This window comes from Paenibacillus sp. E194 (assembly GCF_000935845.1).
Classification (GTDB): Bacteria; Bacillota; Bacilli; order Paenibacillales; family Paenibacillaceae; genus Paenibacillus_B; species Paenibacillus_B alvei_B.
In genome coordinates this window covers 1-19737 of sequence record NZ_JMDX01000050.1, presented here as the reverse complement: position 1 = coordinate 19737, position 19737 = coordinate 1, and the positions used below count along the sequence as shown (strand labels likewise).

At 47.5% G+C, this 19737-nt stretch carries 14 protein-coding genes; 8 read left to right on the top strand and 6 right to left on the bottom strand.

The window, feature by feature from the left end:
- Positions 1-4: 4 nt before the first annotated feature.
- From AZ66_RS09435 to AZ66_RS09405, 7 genes are all read left to right on the top strand, one after another.
- Positions 5-1378 carry a cohesin domain-containing protein gene (locus tag AZ66_RS09435; RefSeq protein WP_231586800.1) on the top strand — a complete coding sequence of 458 codons (1374 nt, stop codon included), beginning with the start codon at positions 5-7 and terminating at the stop codon, positions 1376-1378.
- 165 nt (positions 1379-1543) lie between these two features.
- The gene (locus AZ66_RS09430; protein ID WP_044354619.1) at positions 1544-2770 is read left to right on the top strand and encodes an acyl-CoA dehydrogenase family protein; all 1227 of its coding nucleotides are present in this window, start codon (positions 1544-1546) and stop codon (positions 2768-2770) included.
- Between the two features lie 66 nt (positions 2771-2836).
- Complete coding sequence (locus AZ66_RS09425; protein WP_044354618.1) at positions 2837-3613, top strand: SDR family oxidoreductase; 777 nt, start codon at positions 2837-2839, stop codon at positions 3611-3613.
- Between the two features lie 88 nt (positions 3614-3701).
- Complete coding sequence (locus AZ66_RS09420; RefSeq protein ID WP_044354617.1) at positions 3702-4787, top strand: phosphotransferase family protein; 1086 nt, start codon at positions 3702-3704, stop codon at positions 4785-4787.
- Between the two features lie 65 nt (positions 4788-4852).
- Positions 4853-5632 (top strand): enoyl-CoA hydratase/isomerase family protein, encoded by a 780-nt coding sequence (locus AZ66_RS09415; RefSeq protein WP_044354616.1) that lies wholly within the window; start codon positions 4853-4855, stop codon positions 5630-5632.
- A gap of 61 nt (positions 5633-5693) precedes the next feature.
- Complete coding sequence (locus tag AZ66_RS09410) at positions 5694-7379, top strand: long-chain fatty acid--CoA ligase (RefSeq protein ID WP_044354615.1); 1686 nt, start codon at positions 5694-5696, stop codon at positions 7377-7379.
- A 123-nt stretch (positions 7380-7502) separates the two neighbouring features.
- On the top strand, positions 7503-8069 hold the full coding sequence (locus tag AZ66_RS09405; RefSeq protein ID WP_044354636.1) for a TetR/AcrR family transcriptional regulator: 567 nt from the start codon (positions 7503-7505) through the stop codon (positions 8067-8069).
- A gap of 335 nt (positions 8070-8404) precedes the next feature.
- Here the strand turns inward: AZ66_RS09405 and AZ66_RS09400 are convergent, their stop codons facing one another.
- The 6 genes from AZ66_RS09400 to AZ66_RS09375 all read right to left on the bottom strand — a co-directional run bounded on the left by AZ66_RS09400 (position 8405) and on the right by AZ66_RS09375 (position 16840).
- Positions 8405-8593 (bottom strand): aspartyl-phosphate phosphatase Spo0E family protein, encoded by a 189-nt coding sequence (locus tag AZ66_RS09400; RefSeq protein ID WP_044354614.1) that lies wholly within the window; start codon positions 8591-8593, stop codon positions 8405-8407.
- A 326-nt stretch (positions 8594-8919) separates the two neighbouring features.
- Complete coding sequence (locus AZ66_RS09395) at positions 8920-10968, bottom strand: methyl-accepting chemotaxis protein (RefSeq protein ID WP_052648452.1); 2049 nt, start codon at positions 10966-10968, stop codon at positions 8920-8922.
- Between the two features lie 261 nt (positions 10969-11229).
- A complete protein-coding gene (locus tag AZ66_RS09390; protein WP_052648451.1) occupies positions 11230-13290 on the bottom strand; it encodes a methyl-accepting chemotaxis protein in 2061 nt (686 codons plus the stop codon).
- A gap of 252 nt (positions 13291-13542) precedes the next feature.
- Positions 13543-14724 (bottom strand): hypothetical protein, encoded by a 1182-nt coding sequence (locus AZ66_RS09385; protein WP_231586799.1) that lies wholly within the window; start codon positions 14722-14724, stop codon positions 13543-13545.
- 25 nt (positions 14725-14749) lie between these two features.
- Complete coding sequence (locus tag AZ66_RS09380) at positions 14750-15466, bottom strand: YiiX/YebB-like N1pC/P60 family cysteine hydrolase (RefSeq protein WP_044354613.1); 717 nt, start codon at positions 15464-15466, stop codon at positions 14750-14752.
- Positions 15467-15565: 99 nt separating this feature from the next.
- Positions 15566-16840 (bottom strand): esterase/lipase family protein, encoded by a 1275-nt coding sequence (locus tag AZ66_RS09375; RefSeq protein WP_052648450.1) that lies wholly within the window; start codon positions 16838-16840, stop codon positions 15566-15568.
- A 292-nt stretch (positions 16841-17132) separates the two neighbouring features.
- On the opposite strand from AZ66_RS09375, the gene AZ66_RS09370 reads away from it, so the two are divergent.
- Complete coding sequence (locus AZ66_RS09370) at positions 17133-19658, top strand: GH39 family glycosyl hydrolase (RefSeq protein ID WP_331436892.1); 2526 nt, start codon at positions 17133-17135, stop codon at positions 19656-19658.
- Positions 19659-19737: the final 79 nt, after the last annotated feature.

Here is a 19737-nt window from a genome sequence, read left to right as displayed (position 1 = left end):
AGGAATGAAAAAGTATTTAGCAGCTTTGGCTTTTCTGCTGATTTTGCTGATGGTACCACAGAAAGGATTTGCTGCATTTGATTCAGATTTTAGTGGAGGATTGTTGGACAAGAATATTTTTGTTCTTAAAGGTTCAACCCCAGAAAATTCTATAAACACTAGAAGTAATGGGCTTACAGATAAGAATATAAACACTGGACTTCGGTTTTCAGCTTATGGCGGTAATGCGGATCGTGCTATTTTAGAATCAGCATTTAAAGAACCAGCCACTGTCAGCGCGATCAAATTGTTTGGATATAATAATAAGAATAAAAATATTTCTGCTAGTGTTGGTTTTCTTAATAAAGATGGAGAGTACATACAAGTAAATGGTGAAAATTTTGTTAAAATCTCTTTAGAACAAGATGGAAGTTTGATCGAAATTCCTCGAACGAGTGGCATTTATAGAGTAATTATAATTAATGACTCAAAAGAAGCTGTAAGTATAAGTGAAATTAATCTCTATGATTATGGCGTGAGACCACTGGAACTTAGTGCAAATGCAGAAAGCACTAGCGTGAGTCTCAAGTGGAATTCAGTAGCTGGTTCACTTGGATATAACGTTGAACGATCAACAACAACGGGTGGGCCGTATGAAAAGATTGCTAGTGTGGTTGAAACAACATACCGCGATCTTAACGTTGTATATGGAAAAACCTATTTTTATGTTATTACGTCTGTGAATGACAAGGGAGAAGGGCAAAAATCAAATGAGGCTTCCGCTACGCCTTATCCTTCAGAAGAGACATCAGAAGTCACAATAGATATTGAGTCAGCGAAGGACAAAGTATTTCTGAATGAGACCTTTACTGTACAAGCCGTATTGAACAATGCGACGAACATTTTCGCAGAAGATTTCAACGTGAAATATGATAAAACGCGTTTCCAGCTTGTAAAGGTAGAAGCGGCAGACCATATGGGGTTATTCCATAATGGAACGGTAGCTGAGGATACTGTAAGATTGATTACTGCAAGCTTGGGCAAGAATTACGGCATTAATGAAAAAGGTACACTGGTTCATTTCACTTTCAAAGCAATCGGTCTCGGAAAAGGGAAAATTGACGTGACTAAAGGTAAAATTGCGGATAATGGAACTACTGAGACTACATTAACCGATGTTAACTTCGGCAAAAAAGAAATTGAGGTTATCGGCGGAGATTTTACGAATTTTACACTGAAGCACCTTGGTTTTTTAGGGTATAACTATACGGAGAACAAAAATAAATTAACCGATGAGTTGAAAAACTTGTTGGGCTCCGCAGGCAATGTTGCGGATGTCGATCTCGTGCAGTTGACAAATGCAATTTTGGCTAATCCGAATTACGATTTCAATAAATAATAGGTTTGCCGCCCCTTATGTGGGCGGCTTTCTTTTTTTTTGATCATGCAAATAGAAGAGTTTCAATCCCAAAATCGTCTTGAATAATTTGGAAAATGGATCTATAGTAAGTATGACGTTAACATACTAACCGGTCAGTATGTTGAGTGAAGGGAGGCTATGCCAATGAATTTCGATTATTCCAAGAAGGTTGAATCTTTGCGGAAAACGTTGCTGGAATTCATGAACGATGTGGTGTATCCGCAAGAACGAACGTATGAGGAGTATCTTAGTCAGGCCGGAAGCAGATGGGAGATCCCTCCGATCATGGAGCAGATGAAGGAGCAGGCTAAGCGGGCTGGTCTCTGGAACCTGTTCCTGCCGGACAGCCAATACGGTGCAGGCCTCAGCAACCTAGAATATGCGCCCCTGTGCGAAATTATGGGACGTTCCCTTATTGGCCCAGAGGTATTCAATTGTTCGGCGCCGGATACGGGCAACATGGAGGTGCTTGTGCGGTATGGAACGCGAGAGCAGAAGGAGAAGTGGCTTGTGCCTCTGCTTGAAGGGACTATCCGTTCATGCTTTTCGATGACGGAACCGGATGTCGCGTCCTCGGATGCAACGAACATTGAAGCGACCATCGAACGGCAAGGCGACGAATATGTCGTAACCGGACGCAAATGGTGGTCTTCCGGTGCCGGAGATCCGCGCTGCAAGGTGGCAATCGTGATGGGGAAGACGAATCCAAACGCGCCGGCCTATGAGCAGCAGTCTATGATTCTCGTGCCGATGGATGCACCTGGTGTGAATGTCAAGCGCATGCTGCCCGTGTTCGGCTACGATCACGCACCGCACGGACATGCGGAAATTGAGTATGATCGCGTACGAATACCGCTCGATTCCATGCTGTGGGAACCGGGCAAGGGATTTGCCATTGCGCAGGGAAGGCTTGGACCGGGGCGCATTCATCATTGCATGCGCCTGATCGGTGCGGCAGAACGCGCGCTCGAAGTACTGTGCAAGCGTGTACGGCAGCGTACTGCATTCGGCAGGACGCTTGACCGTCAGGGCGTTGTGCAGGATTGGATTGCCACCTCGCGTATTGAGATCGAGCAGGCCCGCTTGCTGACGCTTAAGGCGGCTTACATGATGGACACAGTCGGAAATAAAGCGGCAAAAGCGGAAATTGCCATGATTAAAGCGGTCGCTCCCAATATGGCGCTGCAGGTCATTGACCGGGCCATTCAGGCGCTTGGGGCCGCAGGTGTCTGCGAAGACTTCCCGCTTGCCTCGCATTGGGCCAATGCGAGAACGCTGCGCTTGGCGGATGGGCCGGATGAGGTGCACAAGGCGGCCATCGCCAAAATGGAGCTTCGCAAATACGAAGAGATGAAAGCGATTACGATGTAAAAAGATCAATAAAGAGTAGATGGCACGGAACGGGACTCTACCCTTTTCATGAATGGGGGATGGAAGGTGAACGTCAAGCAATTATTTGACTTATCGGGTAAAACGGCGATTGTAACTGGAGGCGGGCGAGGACTCGGAGAGCAAATTGCTCAAGGCTTGGCTGAAGCGGGTGCGAATCTCGTTCTCTGCTCGCGCAGGGTTGACGCATGTTTGGAGACGGCCGCCCGAATCCAACAGGATACAGGCTCCTCATGTCATGGGATGGCTTGTGACGTTAGAAATCCGGAGGACGTTCGGCGTGTGGTGGAACAGACGGCAGAAAAGTTCGGTCGTCTCGACATTTTGGTAAACAACAGCGGTGCTTCTTGGGGCGCGCCAGCTGTCGACATGCCGCTCGAAGCTTGGAATAAAGTAATGGATATCAATGCGACTGGCACGTTTTTGATGGCACAGGCAGCTGGGAAGATCATGATTGAGCAGCGCGGCGGCAAAATCATCAACATCGCTTCCGTGGCTGGACTGGGCGGTTCGGATCCGGCCTGGTTGGATGCCATCGGCTACAGCGCGAGCAAGGGCGCGGTCATTGCATTCACGAAGGATCTCGCGGTCAAATGGGGCAAGCACAACATTCATGTCAATGCGATTGCTCCGGGATTTTTTCCGACCAAGATGACCCGCGATGTTCTTCAACACGGAGGGGAACAAATAGTAAGCCTCACCCCGTTGAGACGGCTCGGATCTGATCGCGATCTGAAGGGGAGCGTCGTATTCTTGGCCTCCGAGGCTTCCGATTACATCACCGGTGCGGTGCTGACTGTGGATGGCGGCATGACAGCCATGTAACTGTCCCTGAATCGCGATCCAAAGGCAGATATCTCACCCTTTTTTATCCAGTAAAGCTATTTTGAAACAATAAGGAGGTCTAATTACCATGACGTCCAGGCAAGAGACATTACAGCAGGATACGATTCCCGTTCGCAAGGGCGAGGAGTTGAATGTTGCTGCGCTAGAAGAGCATTTACGTGAGCATCTCGATATTCCGGAAGCCCCATTGGAAGTGGAGCAGTTCGGGGCGGGACATTCCAATTTAACATACGCGATACGGAGCGGGGATTGGCAGGCCGTAGTGCGTCGTCCTCCTCTGGGGCCAGTCGCTCCTAAAGCACACGATATGCAGCGCGAATATACGATTCTCTCGAGACTGCATCCATTTTTTTCGCTTGCACCTCGTCCGTATTTGTACTGCGGCGACACCTCAATCATTGGCAGTCCTTTCTTCGTGATGGAGCGCCGGAACGGAATCGTGTTGGATCGAAGCTTTCCTTCGGATGTGGAATATACGCCTCAACTAGGCAGGGACATTTCCGAGACGATGGTCTCGACATTGGCCAAGCTGCATGAAGTTCCTTATCGTGAAACGAATCTAAGGGCGATCAGCCAGCCAGACGGCTTTATGCGTCGGCAAGTGCATGGCTGGATAGAACGTTATGAGCGTGCCAAAACGGATGAGATCCCAGGAGAAGAGAAACTCAAAAAATGGCTGGCTGATTTCTTGCCGCATTCGCAGACACCGACCGTCATCCATTACGATTATAAGCTGAACAATATCATGTTCGCAGGCGACAGTCTTACAGAGATCGTCGGCGTATTCGACTGGGAGATGGCGACGGTGGGCGATCCAATGGCGGATGTCGGAGCAGCGCTCAGCTACTGGTTCGAACCGAATGATCCGTCTGAACTGCTGCACGGCTTAGGGCATGTCCCGCTTACGGTTCGCTCGGGCTTCATGTCGCGTGCCGAATTCCTAGAGGCATATGCGTCAAAAAGCGGACGAGATGTATCGGAGGCCCATTACTACTTGACCTTCGCTTACTTCAAGCTGGCGGTTATCTGTCAGCAAATTTACTACCGTTGGAAAAAGGGGCAGACGAGCGATGAGCGCTTCGGCCGTTTCAACAATACCGTACAGACGCTGATTGCACACGCTTGGCAGCAAGCTGAACGTGGCAAGCTGTAAACTAGATTACGATTATTGCGCATGATAGAGTTGCGGTTCATCACAATAGGGAGGTTCTTTGAGATATGGGCAATGAGCATTTACTTGTACAAAAGATAGGGCATGTTCTGTCGTTGAAGCTGAATCGTCCAGAGAAGCTGAATGCGTTCAGTCCTTCGATGATTCGGGGGATTATCGCTGCGCTAGAGGAGGCGCAGAGAAACACAGACATTCGAGTTATCTGCTTGTCGGGAGCGGGACGCGCCTTCAGTGCAGGCGGGGACGTGACAACAATGAGCGGCGCAAAGCCGAATAATGTCTATGATCATATTGGAATGATGAATGAACTGGTTCATTCCATTAAAGAAATCGAGAAGCCCGTGATAGCGGTCGTGCATGGATTCGCGGCAGGGGCAGGCTTCAATCTTGCGTTAGCTTGCGACTTGATTATTGCAGCCAATGATGCCAAATTTGTGATGAGCTTTGCCCAAGTCGGTCTCATCTCCGATGGAGGGGGATTGTTCTTCTTGCCGCGTCTCATTGGCATTCATCGCGCCAAGGAACTGCTATTCAATGCCGAGCCGATCGATGCGGAATATGCCCACCGTTTAGGTATCGTAAACAAGCTGTATCCATTGGAGCAATTGGAATCGGGTGCGCTCGAATACGCTTCCCGCTTGGCGAAGGGCCCCATTAAGGCGTATGGGATGCTTAAGAAAATCGCCGACCGGTCGTTGACTTCCTCATTGGATGATATATTAGAACGGGAAAGGGTTACGCAAGCTATGATGGTCACGACCGAGGATCACCTGGAAGGTGTTCGGGCGTTCGTCGAGAAGAGACAGCCTTCCTTCAACGGTCTGTAGCACTTGTCGGTTTTATTCGTTCTGAATGACAAAATGGTTAGCAATGAGGAGGCGATTTTTGATGACGCAATCCCATTATGCGTATTGGCCCGCGCGATTGCCTGTTTCCATTTCAGTTCCGGATACGACGCTTACTGACAACCTGGAGGTTTCTGCCCGCCGTTATCCGGATAAGACGGCAATCATTTATTATAACAACTCTATTTCCTATCGAACCTTATGGAAAGAAGTCAATTTGATGGCCGCTTATTTGCTCCATCTCGGCGTAGAGCAAGGCGATCGCGTGCTGTTATATATGCAGAATAGTCCTCAGTATATTATCTCCTATTACGCGATTATGCGATCCGGTGCTATCGTTGTACCTATCAATCCTATGAATCTCACCGAAGAGCTTTCCTACCTTATTGAAGACAGCGATGCAAGAGTCGGCTTTGTGAGCCAAGAGCTGTATTCACGTATCGAACCGTTGTTAGCAGATCGTTGCCTCGAACGCATCATTGTTGCTACCTATTCGGATTATTGCAGCAATGTGGGTGAAGAAGTGCCTGACATCGTCAGGGCATCACGTCTTGAATCGATATCCCCACAAGCTGTGTCCTGGACGGAGGCCATGAAAGTAGCGACTGTTCATCGGGGTTCCTTCCCGACGACGAAGGGGAGTGATTTGGCAGTTCTCCCGTATACATCGGGCACGACTGGCAAGCCAAAGGGTTGTATGCACACCCATAAATCCGTACAAGCGAACGTGATTTCATCTGCTTACTGGGGAGGATTGACACCGGAGGCAAGGGGATTGGCGACACTTCCCTTCTTCCATGTCATCGGAATGATTCATGGCATGCACGCTCCCATTTTTGTCGGTGCAGCCATGGTCATCATGACGCGTTGGGATCGCAGCACGGCCGCCATGTTAATGGAGCGCCACAAATGTACGTATTGGACAGGAATCAGCACGATGATTATTGACTTTTTAGCCAACCCTGAACTTTCTCAGTATGATTTGAGTTCGCTTATGCTGATTAACGGTGGCGGAACTGGTCTGCCAGAGGTCGTGGGCGAGAAGCTCTATCAGGTTACGGGACTGCGATTCGTAGAAGGGTATGGATTATCCGAAACGATGGCGCAGACGCACTGCAATCCGCTGGATCGTCCGAAGCTGCAATGTCTTGGCATTCCAGCCTTTGGCGTAGACTCGCGGGTCATTGACCCGATGACACTTGAAATAAAAGGGCCGGGGGAAGAAGGAGAAATTATTATAGACGGACCGCAGTTATTTCAAGGCTACTGGAATGATTCGGAGGCTACGCGGGCCGCTTTTGTAAAGGTGGAAGGAAAATTATTCTTCCGCACGGGAGACATTGGGCGGTACGACGAAGATGGATACTTCTTCATCGTCGATCGAATGAAGCGCATGATTAACGCCTCGGGATATAAAGTATGGCCAACGGAAGTAGAATCGATTCTATATCGGCATCCGGCGATTCAAGAGGTATGCGTCATTGGCATTCCGGATGAGCGCAAGGGAGAGGAAATCAAGGCTTACATCGTCCTGCGCGAAGGGGAGCGCGGCAACGTGTCGGAAGGCGATATGATAAGCTGGGCGCAGGAGCACATGGCAGCTTATAAATACCCTCGTATTATCGAATTTGTCGCTTCGCTTCCGGTTACTGGCAGCGGCAAAATTTTGTGGCGCAAATTGCAGGACGAGGCATGGAAGAAAGCCGGGGAAAAATCGAGCTCCAGATAAAAGAATCGTATCAACGATTGAAATACGAAAAATCCATTTGTTCCCTTTACATGTCTCTATTGTTCAAGCTAACATAGAAACATATTATTCGACATGAGGGGAGAATCACGCTTGGAGCAGTCCATGAAGGATAAAATCATCAGACACAGTATTGCGCTGTTCGAATCGAAAGGGTTCAGCGAAACCTCGATTCAAGATATTGTCGACACGCTCGGCGTGACAAAGGGCACCTTTTATTATTATTTTACGAGCAAAGAACAGCTGTTGACGCATATTCATCTGCAATATATTGACTATCTACTAGCGGAACAGCGAACCATTTTTGATCGCCTGGATAAATCATGTCAGGAGAAGCTGTCTGGCGTAATCAACATGATGATTCGGGAAATCGCGGAAAAGGGTGCCAGCGCCCGGATATTTTTTCGCGAACTTATTCATATATCGGGCGATGATTTGAATATAATCAAGGGGAAGCGGGATCAGTTCCGGTTCAATTTACAATCCGTCATCGAGCAGGGAATGGAGAACGGAGAATTCCGCAATGATATCCCGGCGGATATGATGACATTCGGCATCCTTGGTGCCTGCAACTGGTGTTACACCTGGTTCAATCCGGATGGCGCCGTATCCGATGTCGAGGTTGCCTCGATCTATACGATGATGTTTTTGAATGGTATGAATAAGCAATAGCAGCCATTTGGAGCAGGCTGTTCATTCTAATGGCATGCGCCTGTACATGCCAAGAGAGCGCGCCGCTGTGTAGTCGAATCCATATTGCTTGCCTTCTTGTCGCAAAGACACTGCAAAGACGGAATTGTGCAATCTTGTTCGTGCACCGTCAAGCGACTAGGGACTTAAACCGACCACTATAGAGACGAGGCCTCCCGTTTCGAAATTATCCTTGGCAAGGAGCAGACCAAGCAATCCGTGGTCTGCTTTTTGTGTGTGCAAGACAATCATCGTGTAATCGTGGGGTTTCGTATCTTGCACTCCCAACTATTTCATAAGGCTCTACCTGAAATCGTTCATTTCCTTGTTTCCTGCTGGAACTTTAATAGATGATGATCCAGCTCTTGGCTTAAGACAATTACCTTCTCGTCGGTAAGGCTTTTTCTCTCTGTTGCCACTTTAAGCAATTGCTGGCGAATTCGCTCGATTTTATTTTTCAATTCTTCTTTTTTCTGATCATCAGAATTAGACGGGGCAATAGCCACTCACCCTCTCTACGTTGATAAATGTGTCTGGCTCATTCTGGCTCCTATAATGGAAAATATACCACATCAACTTTTTTTTGAATCTAAAACTTGCCGAATGTGTTCCATTAGCAAGATAAATGTGAGTATCGTGTTGAGGGTATTTAATCCTAAGGAAATATAAGTTGGGAGATATTATGATGTTTATCGGAGATTTGGGAGAGTTTATGAAGAGTTTTTCTATAAAATGGGACTGAAGAAATGGGGAATTAGGCAGTAACCAACCGAGAATATGTACGCAAAAAGACCGTTCCTAACAAGGAAACGGTCTATTATTGGATGTGATTCTATTCGGTTTTAAATTTCGAAGAAGCTTCCTTCAGTTGCTTGGTCAGGCTGTCAATCTCCTCAATCATCGAGGACAATTGCTGCACCATAGCCGATTGTACTTGAATCGTAGAGGTTACCTGCTCAACGGAAGCAGACACTTCTTCGCCAGAAGCGGACAAGTTCTGAGCCAGTTCCATAACGTCCTCTTTGCCTCGCTTCATGTTGTCCATTTCGTAGGCCATGCCCTTGACTTGTTCAGTGATGTCAACAACGTTGTTCAAAATGGCTTCAAACGCCAGCTTCGTATCGTCTACATATTGATTTTGCTTGGCTGACACATGTTGAAGGCTTCTTACTGATCCATTTGCCTCCTGCGCCAAGCTTAGGTTGTCTGTGATGATTTCCTCGATCTCGCTTGACTGCTTGGCACATAGCTCCGCTAATTGTCTTACTTCGGAAGCGACAACGCCGAATCCTTTGCCGTGCTCCCCGGCTCGTGCGGCTTCTATCGATGCGTTAAGCGCGAGCAAGTTCGTTTGCTTTGCAATCTTGCCGATGGTTTCCGTAATGGAGACAATGCGCAATGAGCTTTCCTCCAGCTTGGTCGTGATGGCTGCGATTGAAGCAACTTCCTGTTCACTGTCACCATGAGTATGAATAAGCTGATTCACGACTTCATTTCCACTATGGAAGACTTCAATAATGGAATCCGTCCGATCCTTCACAGCAGATGACAATTGATTGACAACTGCAATTTTATCCCCGAGATCACCGAACTTATTTACAATTTGCTCGGTATCAAGTGCTTGGGACTCTATAGCTTTGGCGATTTCCATGGTCGTAATCGATGTTTCCTGAATGGATATCGTCGTCTGCTTGGAGGCGGTATCCAATTCATTTGTGCTTGTGTTCAAATGCTCGATTGAGTGATTCATTTGGGAAATCAGGCTCTTATTTTGTTCAACCATGACGGTGAAACTATCCGCCAAGTCTTTGAATTCACTCTTGTAGTTGCCTGTTGCGGCAACGGTAAGATCGCCGGACGCCAATGTCTTGAACAAGTCGGTTAGTCTTGCGATTGGCCGCGTAATTGTACGTGAGATGAGGATACCCACCGTCAAGGATATCAATAGGGCAACAAGCGTAATGATCGATATTTTGGTGAATAGATCATTTAGTGGTTTCTTAATGTTCACATAGCTGTCTTGCACCACAATTGTCCAATCTGCTTTCGGAATTTTGGAATAACGGATAAAGTATTCCGGATCCTCGATACCTCCTCGGGATATTTGCCCCTTAACCGGAGTCTGAACGACTTTATTAAACTTGTCGGATTCTACCATCTGCCCAATTGCCGATTTATTGCTTGAGTGGAAGATGGTTCGGCCTTCCCGATCCAAGACCAAGGTGCTTCCTTGCCCATTGTCGTCCACATGCTTCAGTTGGTCTACAAAAAACGAGGTGTTTACAGTCATAATAAACACACCTTCAACATTCGCGCCATCCCCCAGGATAGGTTGTGCGAACACAACCACCTGACTGCCGGTACTTTTGGATACAATCGACTCGCTGATGAACGTTTGTCCCTTCATTGCCGCTTGGAAATAGGCCCGATCCGTGCGGCTGCTTCCAATGTTATCTCGGTTCGAACTCGCAATGATGATGCCGTTCTTATCGATGAGACTGCCCGAGCTCGTTTTGAGACTATCCGCCATCAGCTTATTCGCCTTCGTGAAAAGCGGATTTCGTTCAGAGAAAAAATCGGCATCCTTTAAGGAATGCTCCGCCCGAAGCTCCAGCAAGGAGAGGTATGTCTGATGAATAGACGCCAAATAAATGGACTGCTCCTCCAGTTGCACGGACGACCATAACCCTTCACCGATACGGTTGGCATTCAAAATCATGTTGTTCTTACTTTCCTTCAAAAGCATGTCGGACCCGTACCAGTACAATATGGAGCTAGTTCCAATCAACATGCATACCGCCAAGGTGCTGATTAACAACGGAAGCTTTACTTGCAGTGACATATTCCCGATGCGAATGCCCCACTTCTTAGATTTTATCATCCTCGTCTCACCCCTGATGTACAAAATATGTTCCTATGACTCCTATGTAAATCCGATTTTTCCATCTCTGTATATGCCTCCTTCCAACTATTTGGCAAAATATGATCAGAAGTCTGTTAATCTATTAAACGGAAATATTTAATTGTTTTTATATAGGTAAATTACGGTAAATGGGCACGGTGAACACTTGAGTCATGAAGAAATAAAGAAAGGGGCGTCCCAAGTCATTTCAAATGACTTTTGGGAGCCCCATTTTGCATGCTATTCGGTTTTAAATTTCGAAGAAGCTTCCTTCAGCTGCTTGGTAAGACTGTCAATTTCCTCAATCATCGAGGACAATTGCTGCACCATAGCTGATTGTACTTGAATGGTCGAAGTAACCTCCTCAACGGAAGCCGATACTTCTTCGCCAGAGGCGGATAAGTTCTGTGCGAGCTCCATAACGTCATCTTTGTTCTGTTTCATAATATCGATCTCATGGGCCATGTCTTTAATCTGTTTGGTGATATCCATGACATTATTCAGGATTACTTCGAATGCCTGTTTTGTCTGGTCGACATATTGATCTTGCTGAGTGGATACGTTTTGGAGACTGCGTACGGAATCGTTCGCCTCCTTGGTCAAGCTTAGATTATTCGTAATGATTTCCTCAATGTCGCTAGACTGCTGCGCACACAGTTCTGCGAGCTGTCTGACTTCGGAAGCAACGACACCGAATCCTCGGCCATGCTCGCCGGCGCGAGCGGCTTCAATCGATGCGTTCAGTGCTAGTAGGTTCGTTTGCTTGGCGATTTTACCGATCGCTTCTGTAATCGAAGCAATGCTGATCGAGCTTGCCTCTAGCTTGGTGGTTATGGTCGCAATGGAGCTGACCTCTTTCTCGCTGTCATCATGGGCCCGGATGAGCTGGTTGATAACTTCATTTCCGGTATGGAAGACGTCAATAATAGAGTCCGTACGCTCCTTAACTGCCGACGACAATTGGTTAACGACTGCGATTTTGTCACCAAGATCACTGAATTGATTAACAATATGTTCAGTATCGAACGATTGAGATTCCATCGCTTTTGCGATTTCCATCGTGGTGATCGAAGTTTCCTGAATGGATATATTCGTTTGTTTGGAAGCAGCGTCCAATTCGTCTGTATTTGTATTCAACTGTGCAATGGAGCGGTTCATGTGGCCAATCAAGTTTTTATTTTGTTCCACCATGACCGTGAAGCTGTCTGCCAGGTCTTTGAATTCACTCTTATAGCTTCCTGTAGCAGCGACGGTGAGATCGCCGGAAGCCAGCTTCTTGAACGATTCTGTTAATCTGCCTATTGGCCGCGTTATGGAAAGCGAGATAAGTAAGCCAGCAGCTACGGACAGCAGCAGAGCGCCAAGCGTTATAATTGATATGTTCATAAACAAATGATCGAGTGGGCGCTTAATGTTCGCATAACTGTCGAACGAGAATACAGTCCATTCTGCTCCTGGTATCTTCGAATAGAGAACATATTGATCGGCATCGTCAAGATTACCGCGAACAATATCCTTGTTTCCGGAAGCTTGGAAAATCGCTTTTAGCTTATTGGACTGGATCTGTTTTCCAGTCGCAGTCTTATCCTGTGAATGGAAGAGCGTATGGCCTAAGCGGTCCGTAATAATAATAGTGCCTACTTTATCGCCGGCCATTTGCTTCAACTGCTCCACGAAGAAAGAGGTGTTGACTGTCGAAATAAAGACACCGGCTACCTTCGAGTCGTGCGCTGATATCGGTTGAGCGAATACGACGATTTGGCTTCCGGTGCTCTTCGAAGTTAAAGCATCACTTATGGTCGGCGTTCCCTTCATGGCAGCCTGGAAATAGGCGCGATCTGCGCGGCTTTGCCCGATTGCTTCCGGAGTGGAGCTTGCAATGACGATACCGTTCTTATCAATGAGCTGATAGGATTCCGTGCCCGTACTGCCTTGGAAGCTTTGGGTCAGCAGCCTATTTGCTTCGTTGAACAAGGAATTGTCCTTCGAAAAAAAGTGAGCATCGTCCATAGACGACGCTGCTCGAAGATCCAGCAATGAGCGGTATGTTCCATGTATTGAGGCCAAATATACGGACTGTTCTTCCAGCTTTACGGAAGACCATAATCCTTCGCCGATGCGGTTGGCGTTCATAGTCAAACTATTTTTGCTTTCCTTCAAGAGAATGTCAGAACTGAACCAGTACAGTATTATACTCGTTCCAATCAACATAGCTACTACCATCGTGCTGATTAACAGTGGGAGCTTTACCCGCAGCGACATATTGACGATGCGTGAAATCCACTTCTTCTGTGTTACCATGCTAGTCCACCCCTGCTGTTATATTTTGCGATGCTATGGTCTGCTTCTACGCGGTTGAACGCCTAGACACCTCCCTTCTGAATAGGTTGGAAAAATAATGATGTTGTGCTCATTCAATCTATTAAACATTTAATTTTAAGTAAATTTCTATAGGTAAATTACGGTAAGTGGGGTGAGTGAGGAGGGAGATCTCGTTCAAGAGAAAAAGGCTGCCTCGTCTTGGATGAAGATGAAGGCAGCCCGCGAGGGCATTTACAGATTGGTGAGCATTTGAAAATCATATAAGTAGACGCCAGAGGAGAGTTTCGAAGGCAGGTTAGGAATAGGAAGCTTTTTTAGCAATTTGCCATCCGACAATTGGTATTGTTCAATCTTATGTACTTGGTCGGCGTCATCATAGCGGAACAGATAATAGAAAGTTCCATATACATAGCCCATTGCATCGTTTACATTGGATGACCGCTGGAACTTGGCAAGGGTGTTGGACTTCACAGAAGCCTTCGTATCCAGTGAGAACGAGAAAATTGTACCGTAGCCGTCTACATAATAGAGCATCTTATCCACAACGCCGATACTATTGGCGCTAAGCGAAAAGTATGCATTGTCCGGCTCTTCTCCGTATGTATGAAGCGAATAGGTTATTGCCGTATGTGTGGACTTATCAATTTCCATAAGCTGAAGATGGATACGATTGTGCTCATCTCGGGTTGAGAAGACCACGTACATATTATTTTGTGTGGAAACCATCTTCGATTGCACGATGAGAGAGCCTGTATAGATGTCCTTTAGAGGATATTTCGTTTGTTGGAGCTTGGTTCCCTCTAGCTCCATCACAACTAGGTTTAGCCCTTTCAGAGAGGCATGATCAGAGGTTAATACATAGATAAGATCCTCGTCACTGCCCTGCGCCTCAACAAACTCTGGAATATCCGCGCAATTATGGTGCTGCGCATCTCCCCAGCGGATGGTAGATATATAGTTGTCATGGGTGTCAATCCCTTTGTTGAACAAAGCGTAATACAACTTGCTCGAGGTTAAGTAGCCCGACATCTGTCTATACCCTGCGCTTACTCTACATCGTGAAGAATATGTATCCTCAGATCCCTTGCCTTGCTGCACATGGACCTTCTCTCTTGCTTGGATGACAATGCGGTTCGAGTCCTGAAGCTGAATAGGGGCATTCCATTCCAATCCATCTCCGTTCCGAGTCTGAATGCTCCCGTCCTTGTCGATAGACAAGAAGTGAGAGTTCCCGCCGCCGATGATTTCCTGAGATAAGGAAGTTGAGTAGTAGACAAGGGCGACGGGAGGGTTATTCAGCTTGGTATCATTGTCTTGTAGAGACGATTGAGAACAAGAGATGAGAAGAGAGGAAATGACTAGGAAGACGGTAAAGATAAGGATGCGTAACATAGCATGATTCGAGGTCTTCAAGCTTCTCATCTCCGTTCCGAACAAATTAGTAGCTTCTTAATGTTGTGAACATGGATGAGTCGCGAATATCGACAGGATATACACCGAGTCCGCCATCTCTATCAATATCGATGTTGGCTTTCTCCTTGAAGGCGCACCATACTAACTTGGAGCAGTTCTTGTCGCCGGAGCATGAGGTAAGACGATTCGTAGCAAAATTGTAGGAGTATTTTTCACCGATGCGGCCATTTGCCCAGTCAGCAGCTTGGGAGCGCACTGTTGCGTTGGCATATTCGTTCTTGAGGGTGAGAATCTTGGAGCCGCTATCTACTCGCTTATCAATAAGCTTTACTTTGCGGACTCCTGTGCTAGGGACAGACTCGACGATATAATCCGGTGTGTAGTAGATGCCTACATGGCCGTGAGGGATGCCGATCGTCGAAGCGGTCTCGAAGAACACATCGCCTTTGCTGGAAGAGGCGAGCTGATAAGCTCCTTGACCTTTGTCCCCTGAGGCGATGCTCATCTGCGGGGAAAGCCTCTTGGAGCTGAGCTCCTTGTACAACTGTTGGATGATGACGTTGCGTGGCTGATTTGTAACACGGGAAGCGTAATCAATTTCGGACAAGAGCTGTTCCTTCGTCACATCAGGGTATACCCCTAACACGCGATCCAACTGTGCTTCATCATCTTGACCCAACGCGCCAACGGTAGTAGGAACGAACAACGTCAACAGAAGCATAACAAGCAAAATCTTTTTCATTCAAATCCTCCCATCTATCAATTGGTATACTTTCACTCCTATCATACAATCATTTTGGGAAGAAATTCAATAATTTTACTAATTATTAATTTTTTTGTATTAAGGAGTTGCATTGAGCCATTGTTCGATGGCATTTACGGATTGCGGAGCCCAGGCTAGTTTTAAGTGATTGAGCTTCAAGGTAACATTTCCTGCGACAGTTCCAATTCCATCTGTTGCGGAAGCACTGTTCACGAATACCACTCCATCACTAGGCCCTGTATGCTCATTGTGCACGTTCGGAATGTTGTTTTCATTGCCAGACAGCAGGTAAGTGGCAATTGTACCTGGTATGCCAGAGCCTATAAGTTTGTTAACGAGCGAACCCTGCTGGATTGCGGAATCGATCCCATCTCCCTTCGTGAAGAATCCCGTACCGCCATAATAGGTTGTATACCAATCTTGCTCAGACGCTGGAAGCGGGTACGTAGTATCCCATTTCGCCAACATTTGCTTTTGCCCGGGGAAATAGTTGCCTTGAGATGTGCTGTATATGGACAGCTCGGGATGATTGCGCCAGATGCCATAACAGATCATTTGTGTGTGGGGAGAAGGGGCATTGACATTGCCGCCGCATTCCGGAATGATTCCATAATTGAAGGTCCATCCGTGCCTGAATATAAAGTCCGTTCCTTTATTCGGACTGCCAATGAGAATAAGCTTTCGAATATCATTGGCATACGAAGTTCCTCCGCCTTTCGCTACGGAGGAAGCATACATCCGCGAGGCGAAGGCCCCTTTGCTCCAAGCGACAACATCAACTTTGCTGGCACCCGTTATTTGCTTAATAATGTGGATGGCATTTTGGATGTGCTCGGCGGCATAGTAATTGTCTCCATGCTTGTGGCCGAATCCGATTGCAAATACTTTATATCCTTGGCTGACAAGCTGCTGCATCAGGCCTGTGCTCGGGCATGAGGAAGCTCCACATGTATTCGGCCCGAACTCATTTGGGTTAGCCCAAGCCCGGTCGGCATTGTCGTTAGCACCATGGACGAGCAGAACGGGTGTGGATTTTGCATTGGTGTCATATCGTGGTGCATAGTACAGCAAGAAGCGGCTTGAATGGGGCTGGCCAACGCCTCCGAAGAAGGTGAGCCGCTGTCCATTCTGATCTCCTCGGCCATCTGGGGGATATTGTTCCGCTGTGAACATGGGATTACTGTCCTTCCAGCGTTCTACCTTAGCCCAGCCATTGGAGACATTTGGGAATGATTGCTCCATGGCCAGCGTTGATCCGCCAGCCTGGGCTTGCGAGAAGGGGATGAGCAGCGTGCACATGAGAAGCGCGACGAGGGCCACCTCGATCTTCTTGCCATGCTTAAAACGGGACATAGCATCCTCCCTTTCCTGGACTGCTTCGAGGCAGTCATTCATTAGTTATCGGGAGTCCGTGAAGGAACTCCTACATTACATTATAGAGAAAGCGGTTACAATTGAGTTGCTGAATTGCCTGCTTTCATCCAAAGATCGCTTTGACGAGGATCCTTATTTTCAATTATTCCGGCAACCGGAGACTCATGTATAAGTTTCCTGAACTGGAATTAGTTTTTTATTCAGATGAAGAAGAAGGCTCCTTGAATTTCCTGGACGCTCAATCACATAATAAAGTATGGAAAGGGGGAGCTTGATTATCCGTTACTTATACGAGTTTATACAGCATCAAGACGATTTGCCTATCAAATTATTCGTAAACAGCGTGAAGCATATCCATTTCCATTGGCATAAAGAGATTGAAATTATTTATGTTCTTCAAGGCTCGGTGGTCATGTATACGGATCAGCGCCAATATTTCCTTCATCAGGACGATATCATTGTCATCAATAGCATGTCCGTGCACAAGATTGAGCGTACGAACGAGGATAACGTGCTGCTAACGCTGCAATTCGGCCCGGAGTGGCTCGATACGAACGCGTTTATTCATTGCAATTCCAGTACGCAGACGGAGGAGAATCGCGGCAGCTATGATGTCATCCGCCATTATTTGGCGAAGATGGTCTATGAGATCAACAAGAAGGCAAGCGGCTTTCGCAGCTACACCCTGGGGTGTCTGCAGATGCTGTGCGGCCATCTGCTGCGCTATCTCTCATCAGGAACTAACGAGGCTGTCGAGGAAGATACGAAGTCGTATGACTACAAGCGGCTGAATCGGGTGCTCGAGTACATCGATCAGCATTTTAACCAGAAAATTACGCTTCAGACGATGGCGGATCAGGAGCATTTAAGCCTGCATTATTTTTCGCATTTCTTCAGCGACAAAATCGGCATCCCCTTTCAAAAGTATTTGACGCTTGTCCGTCTCGAGAAAGCACAGGCAGAATTGGCTAATACGGCCAAGAGCATCACGGAAATTGCGCTAGACTGCGGCTTTGCTAACGTTAAGCTGTTCAATAAATATTTCAAGGAAAAATACAATAGCACGCCGAGCGCATATCGTGAATCTTTCGCCCTGACCGATCTGCCGGATCCAGATCGAAAGCCGCTAACCTATGAAGAGTCATCCAGCGGAGACTATTATGAGACTGATACGATTCAGGCAATGTCTTCACTGTATCGTTACCTTCATCTCCATTCGGACGAGGGAACTGAGTCCAGGCCCGTTTCCCCGGTGCCGGGAACTTTATCAGCCGCTGCTTCAACGACGGTGAACGTAATGGTTCATGCGAATGAGCAGAGCGCGCCTTTCGATAAGCACTGGAACGTCGTCACGACGGCAGGGCGGGCGGTAGAGGGATTAAGAGAGGACTGGCGATACCAGTTCAGCATGATGCAGCGCCGATTCCCTTTTCAATATATTCGCTTCCACGGCATCTTTAATGATGAAATGATGGTATACGGCGAGGAGGCTGACGGTACGCCGATCTACAATTGGTCCTACGTGGACAAGCTGTATGATTATTTGCTTCAGCAGGGCGTAAGGCCGTTTGTCGAGCTTGGGTTTATGCCGAGCCTGTTGAGAAGGTCGAATGAAACGGTCTTTTGGTGGAAGGGATGCATTTCCCCACCTAAAGAGCAGGCCAAATGGGATGCTCTGATTCAGGCCTTCGTCCGACACTGCTTGAACCGCTATGGCTGGGACGAGGTGAGCCGCTGGTACTTTGAAGTATGGAACGAGCCCGATCTGTCCGGCGTGTGCTGGGCAGGGACGAAGGAGGAATACTTTGCGTTCTATGAATCGACGGCGCAGGCGATTAAGTCCATCTCACCGGAGCTTAAGGTCGGTGGACCTGCTCTTGGCTACGGTTCGTTATGGAACGATACCTGGGCAGAGGAGTTTTTGGCGCATTGCAGTGATCATGAGGTGCCGCTCGACTTTTTCTCCTTCCATGTGTATTCGGAGTACCCTTTCCAGAAGGAGGAGAACGATCGCCTGACCACGATCATGCCGCCGTCCTTTTATATGGAGAGCATTGAACGATTGAAAACCAAGCTCTCGGTTACGCCTTATCGCGATGTGGAACTGTTCATGACTGAGTGGAACTTCTCGCTGTATGACCGCAATCTGGTGCATGATACGGCATTTATGGCCCCGTTCGTTATTTATCATGCGCTCACGACGCTTGGTACAATGAAGGGATTGGCCTTCTGGTCTTTTACAGACGTATTCGAGGAAAGCGTTGTTCCGTCATCCCACTTCTACGGGGGATTCGGGCTTATTAGTCGGGAGGGGCTAAGGAAGCCAAGCTACTATGCCTTTGAGCTGCTGCACAGGCTTGGGGATCAGATCATTGCTCGCGGGGACGGTTATTTCGCGACAAGGCGCAGCGACGGCAGTGTCCAGCTGCTTCTGTACCATTACGTGCATGTCGATCAGCTCTTCGCAAGTGGAGATTGGTCAGAGTTGTCCGATACGAATCGATATGCCGTATTCGAGGAGAAGGGAAATAAAAGGTTCCATATCCACCTCGAAGGGCTTGTTGGGAGCTATAAAATGACAAGCTACCAGCTGGATCGCGAACACGGATCTGTGTTTGATGAATGGGTCCGACTTGGCGCCCCTCAATTTCTCACTGAGGAGGAGCTTCATTATTTGGACGCTCGAAGCGGGCCGGTGATGAATACCCGGATGATTTATGGTGTGCAGGGCTGGCAGCAAGAAGTGACCCTTCCACCTCATGGCGTGATCTTGCTTACGTTTGCAAGGCAATACTAGTCGGCCTCAGTGGCAGCAGGAGGCTTCTGTTTTTCTTATTTACCAGTGCCATGAAACGCAAAGTGCACCCCTTCTCGGG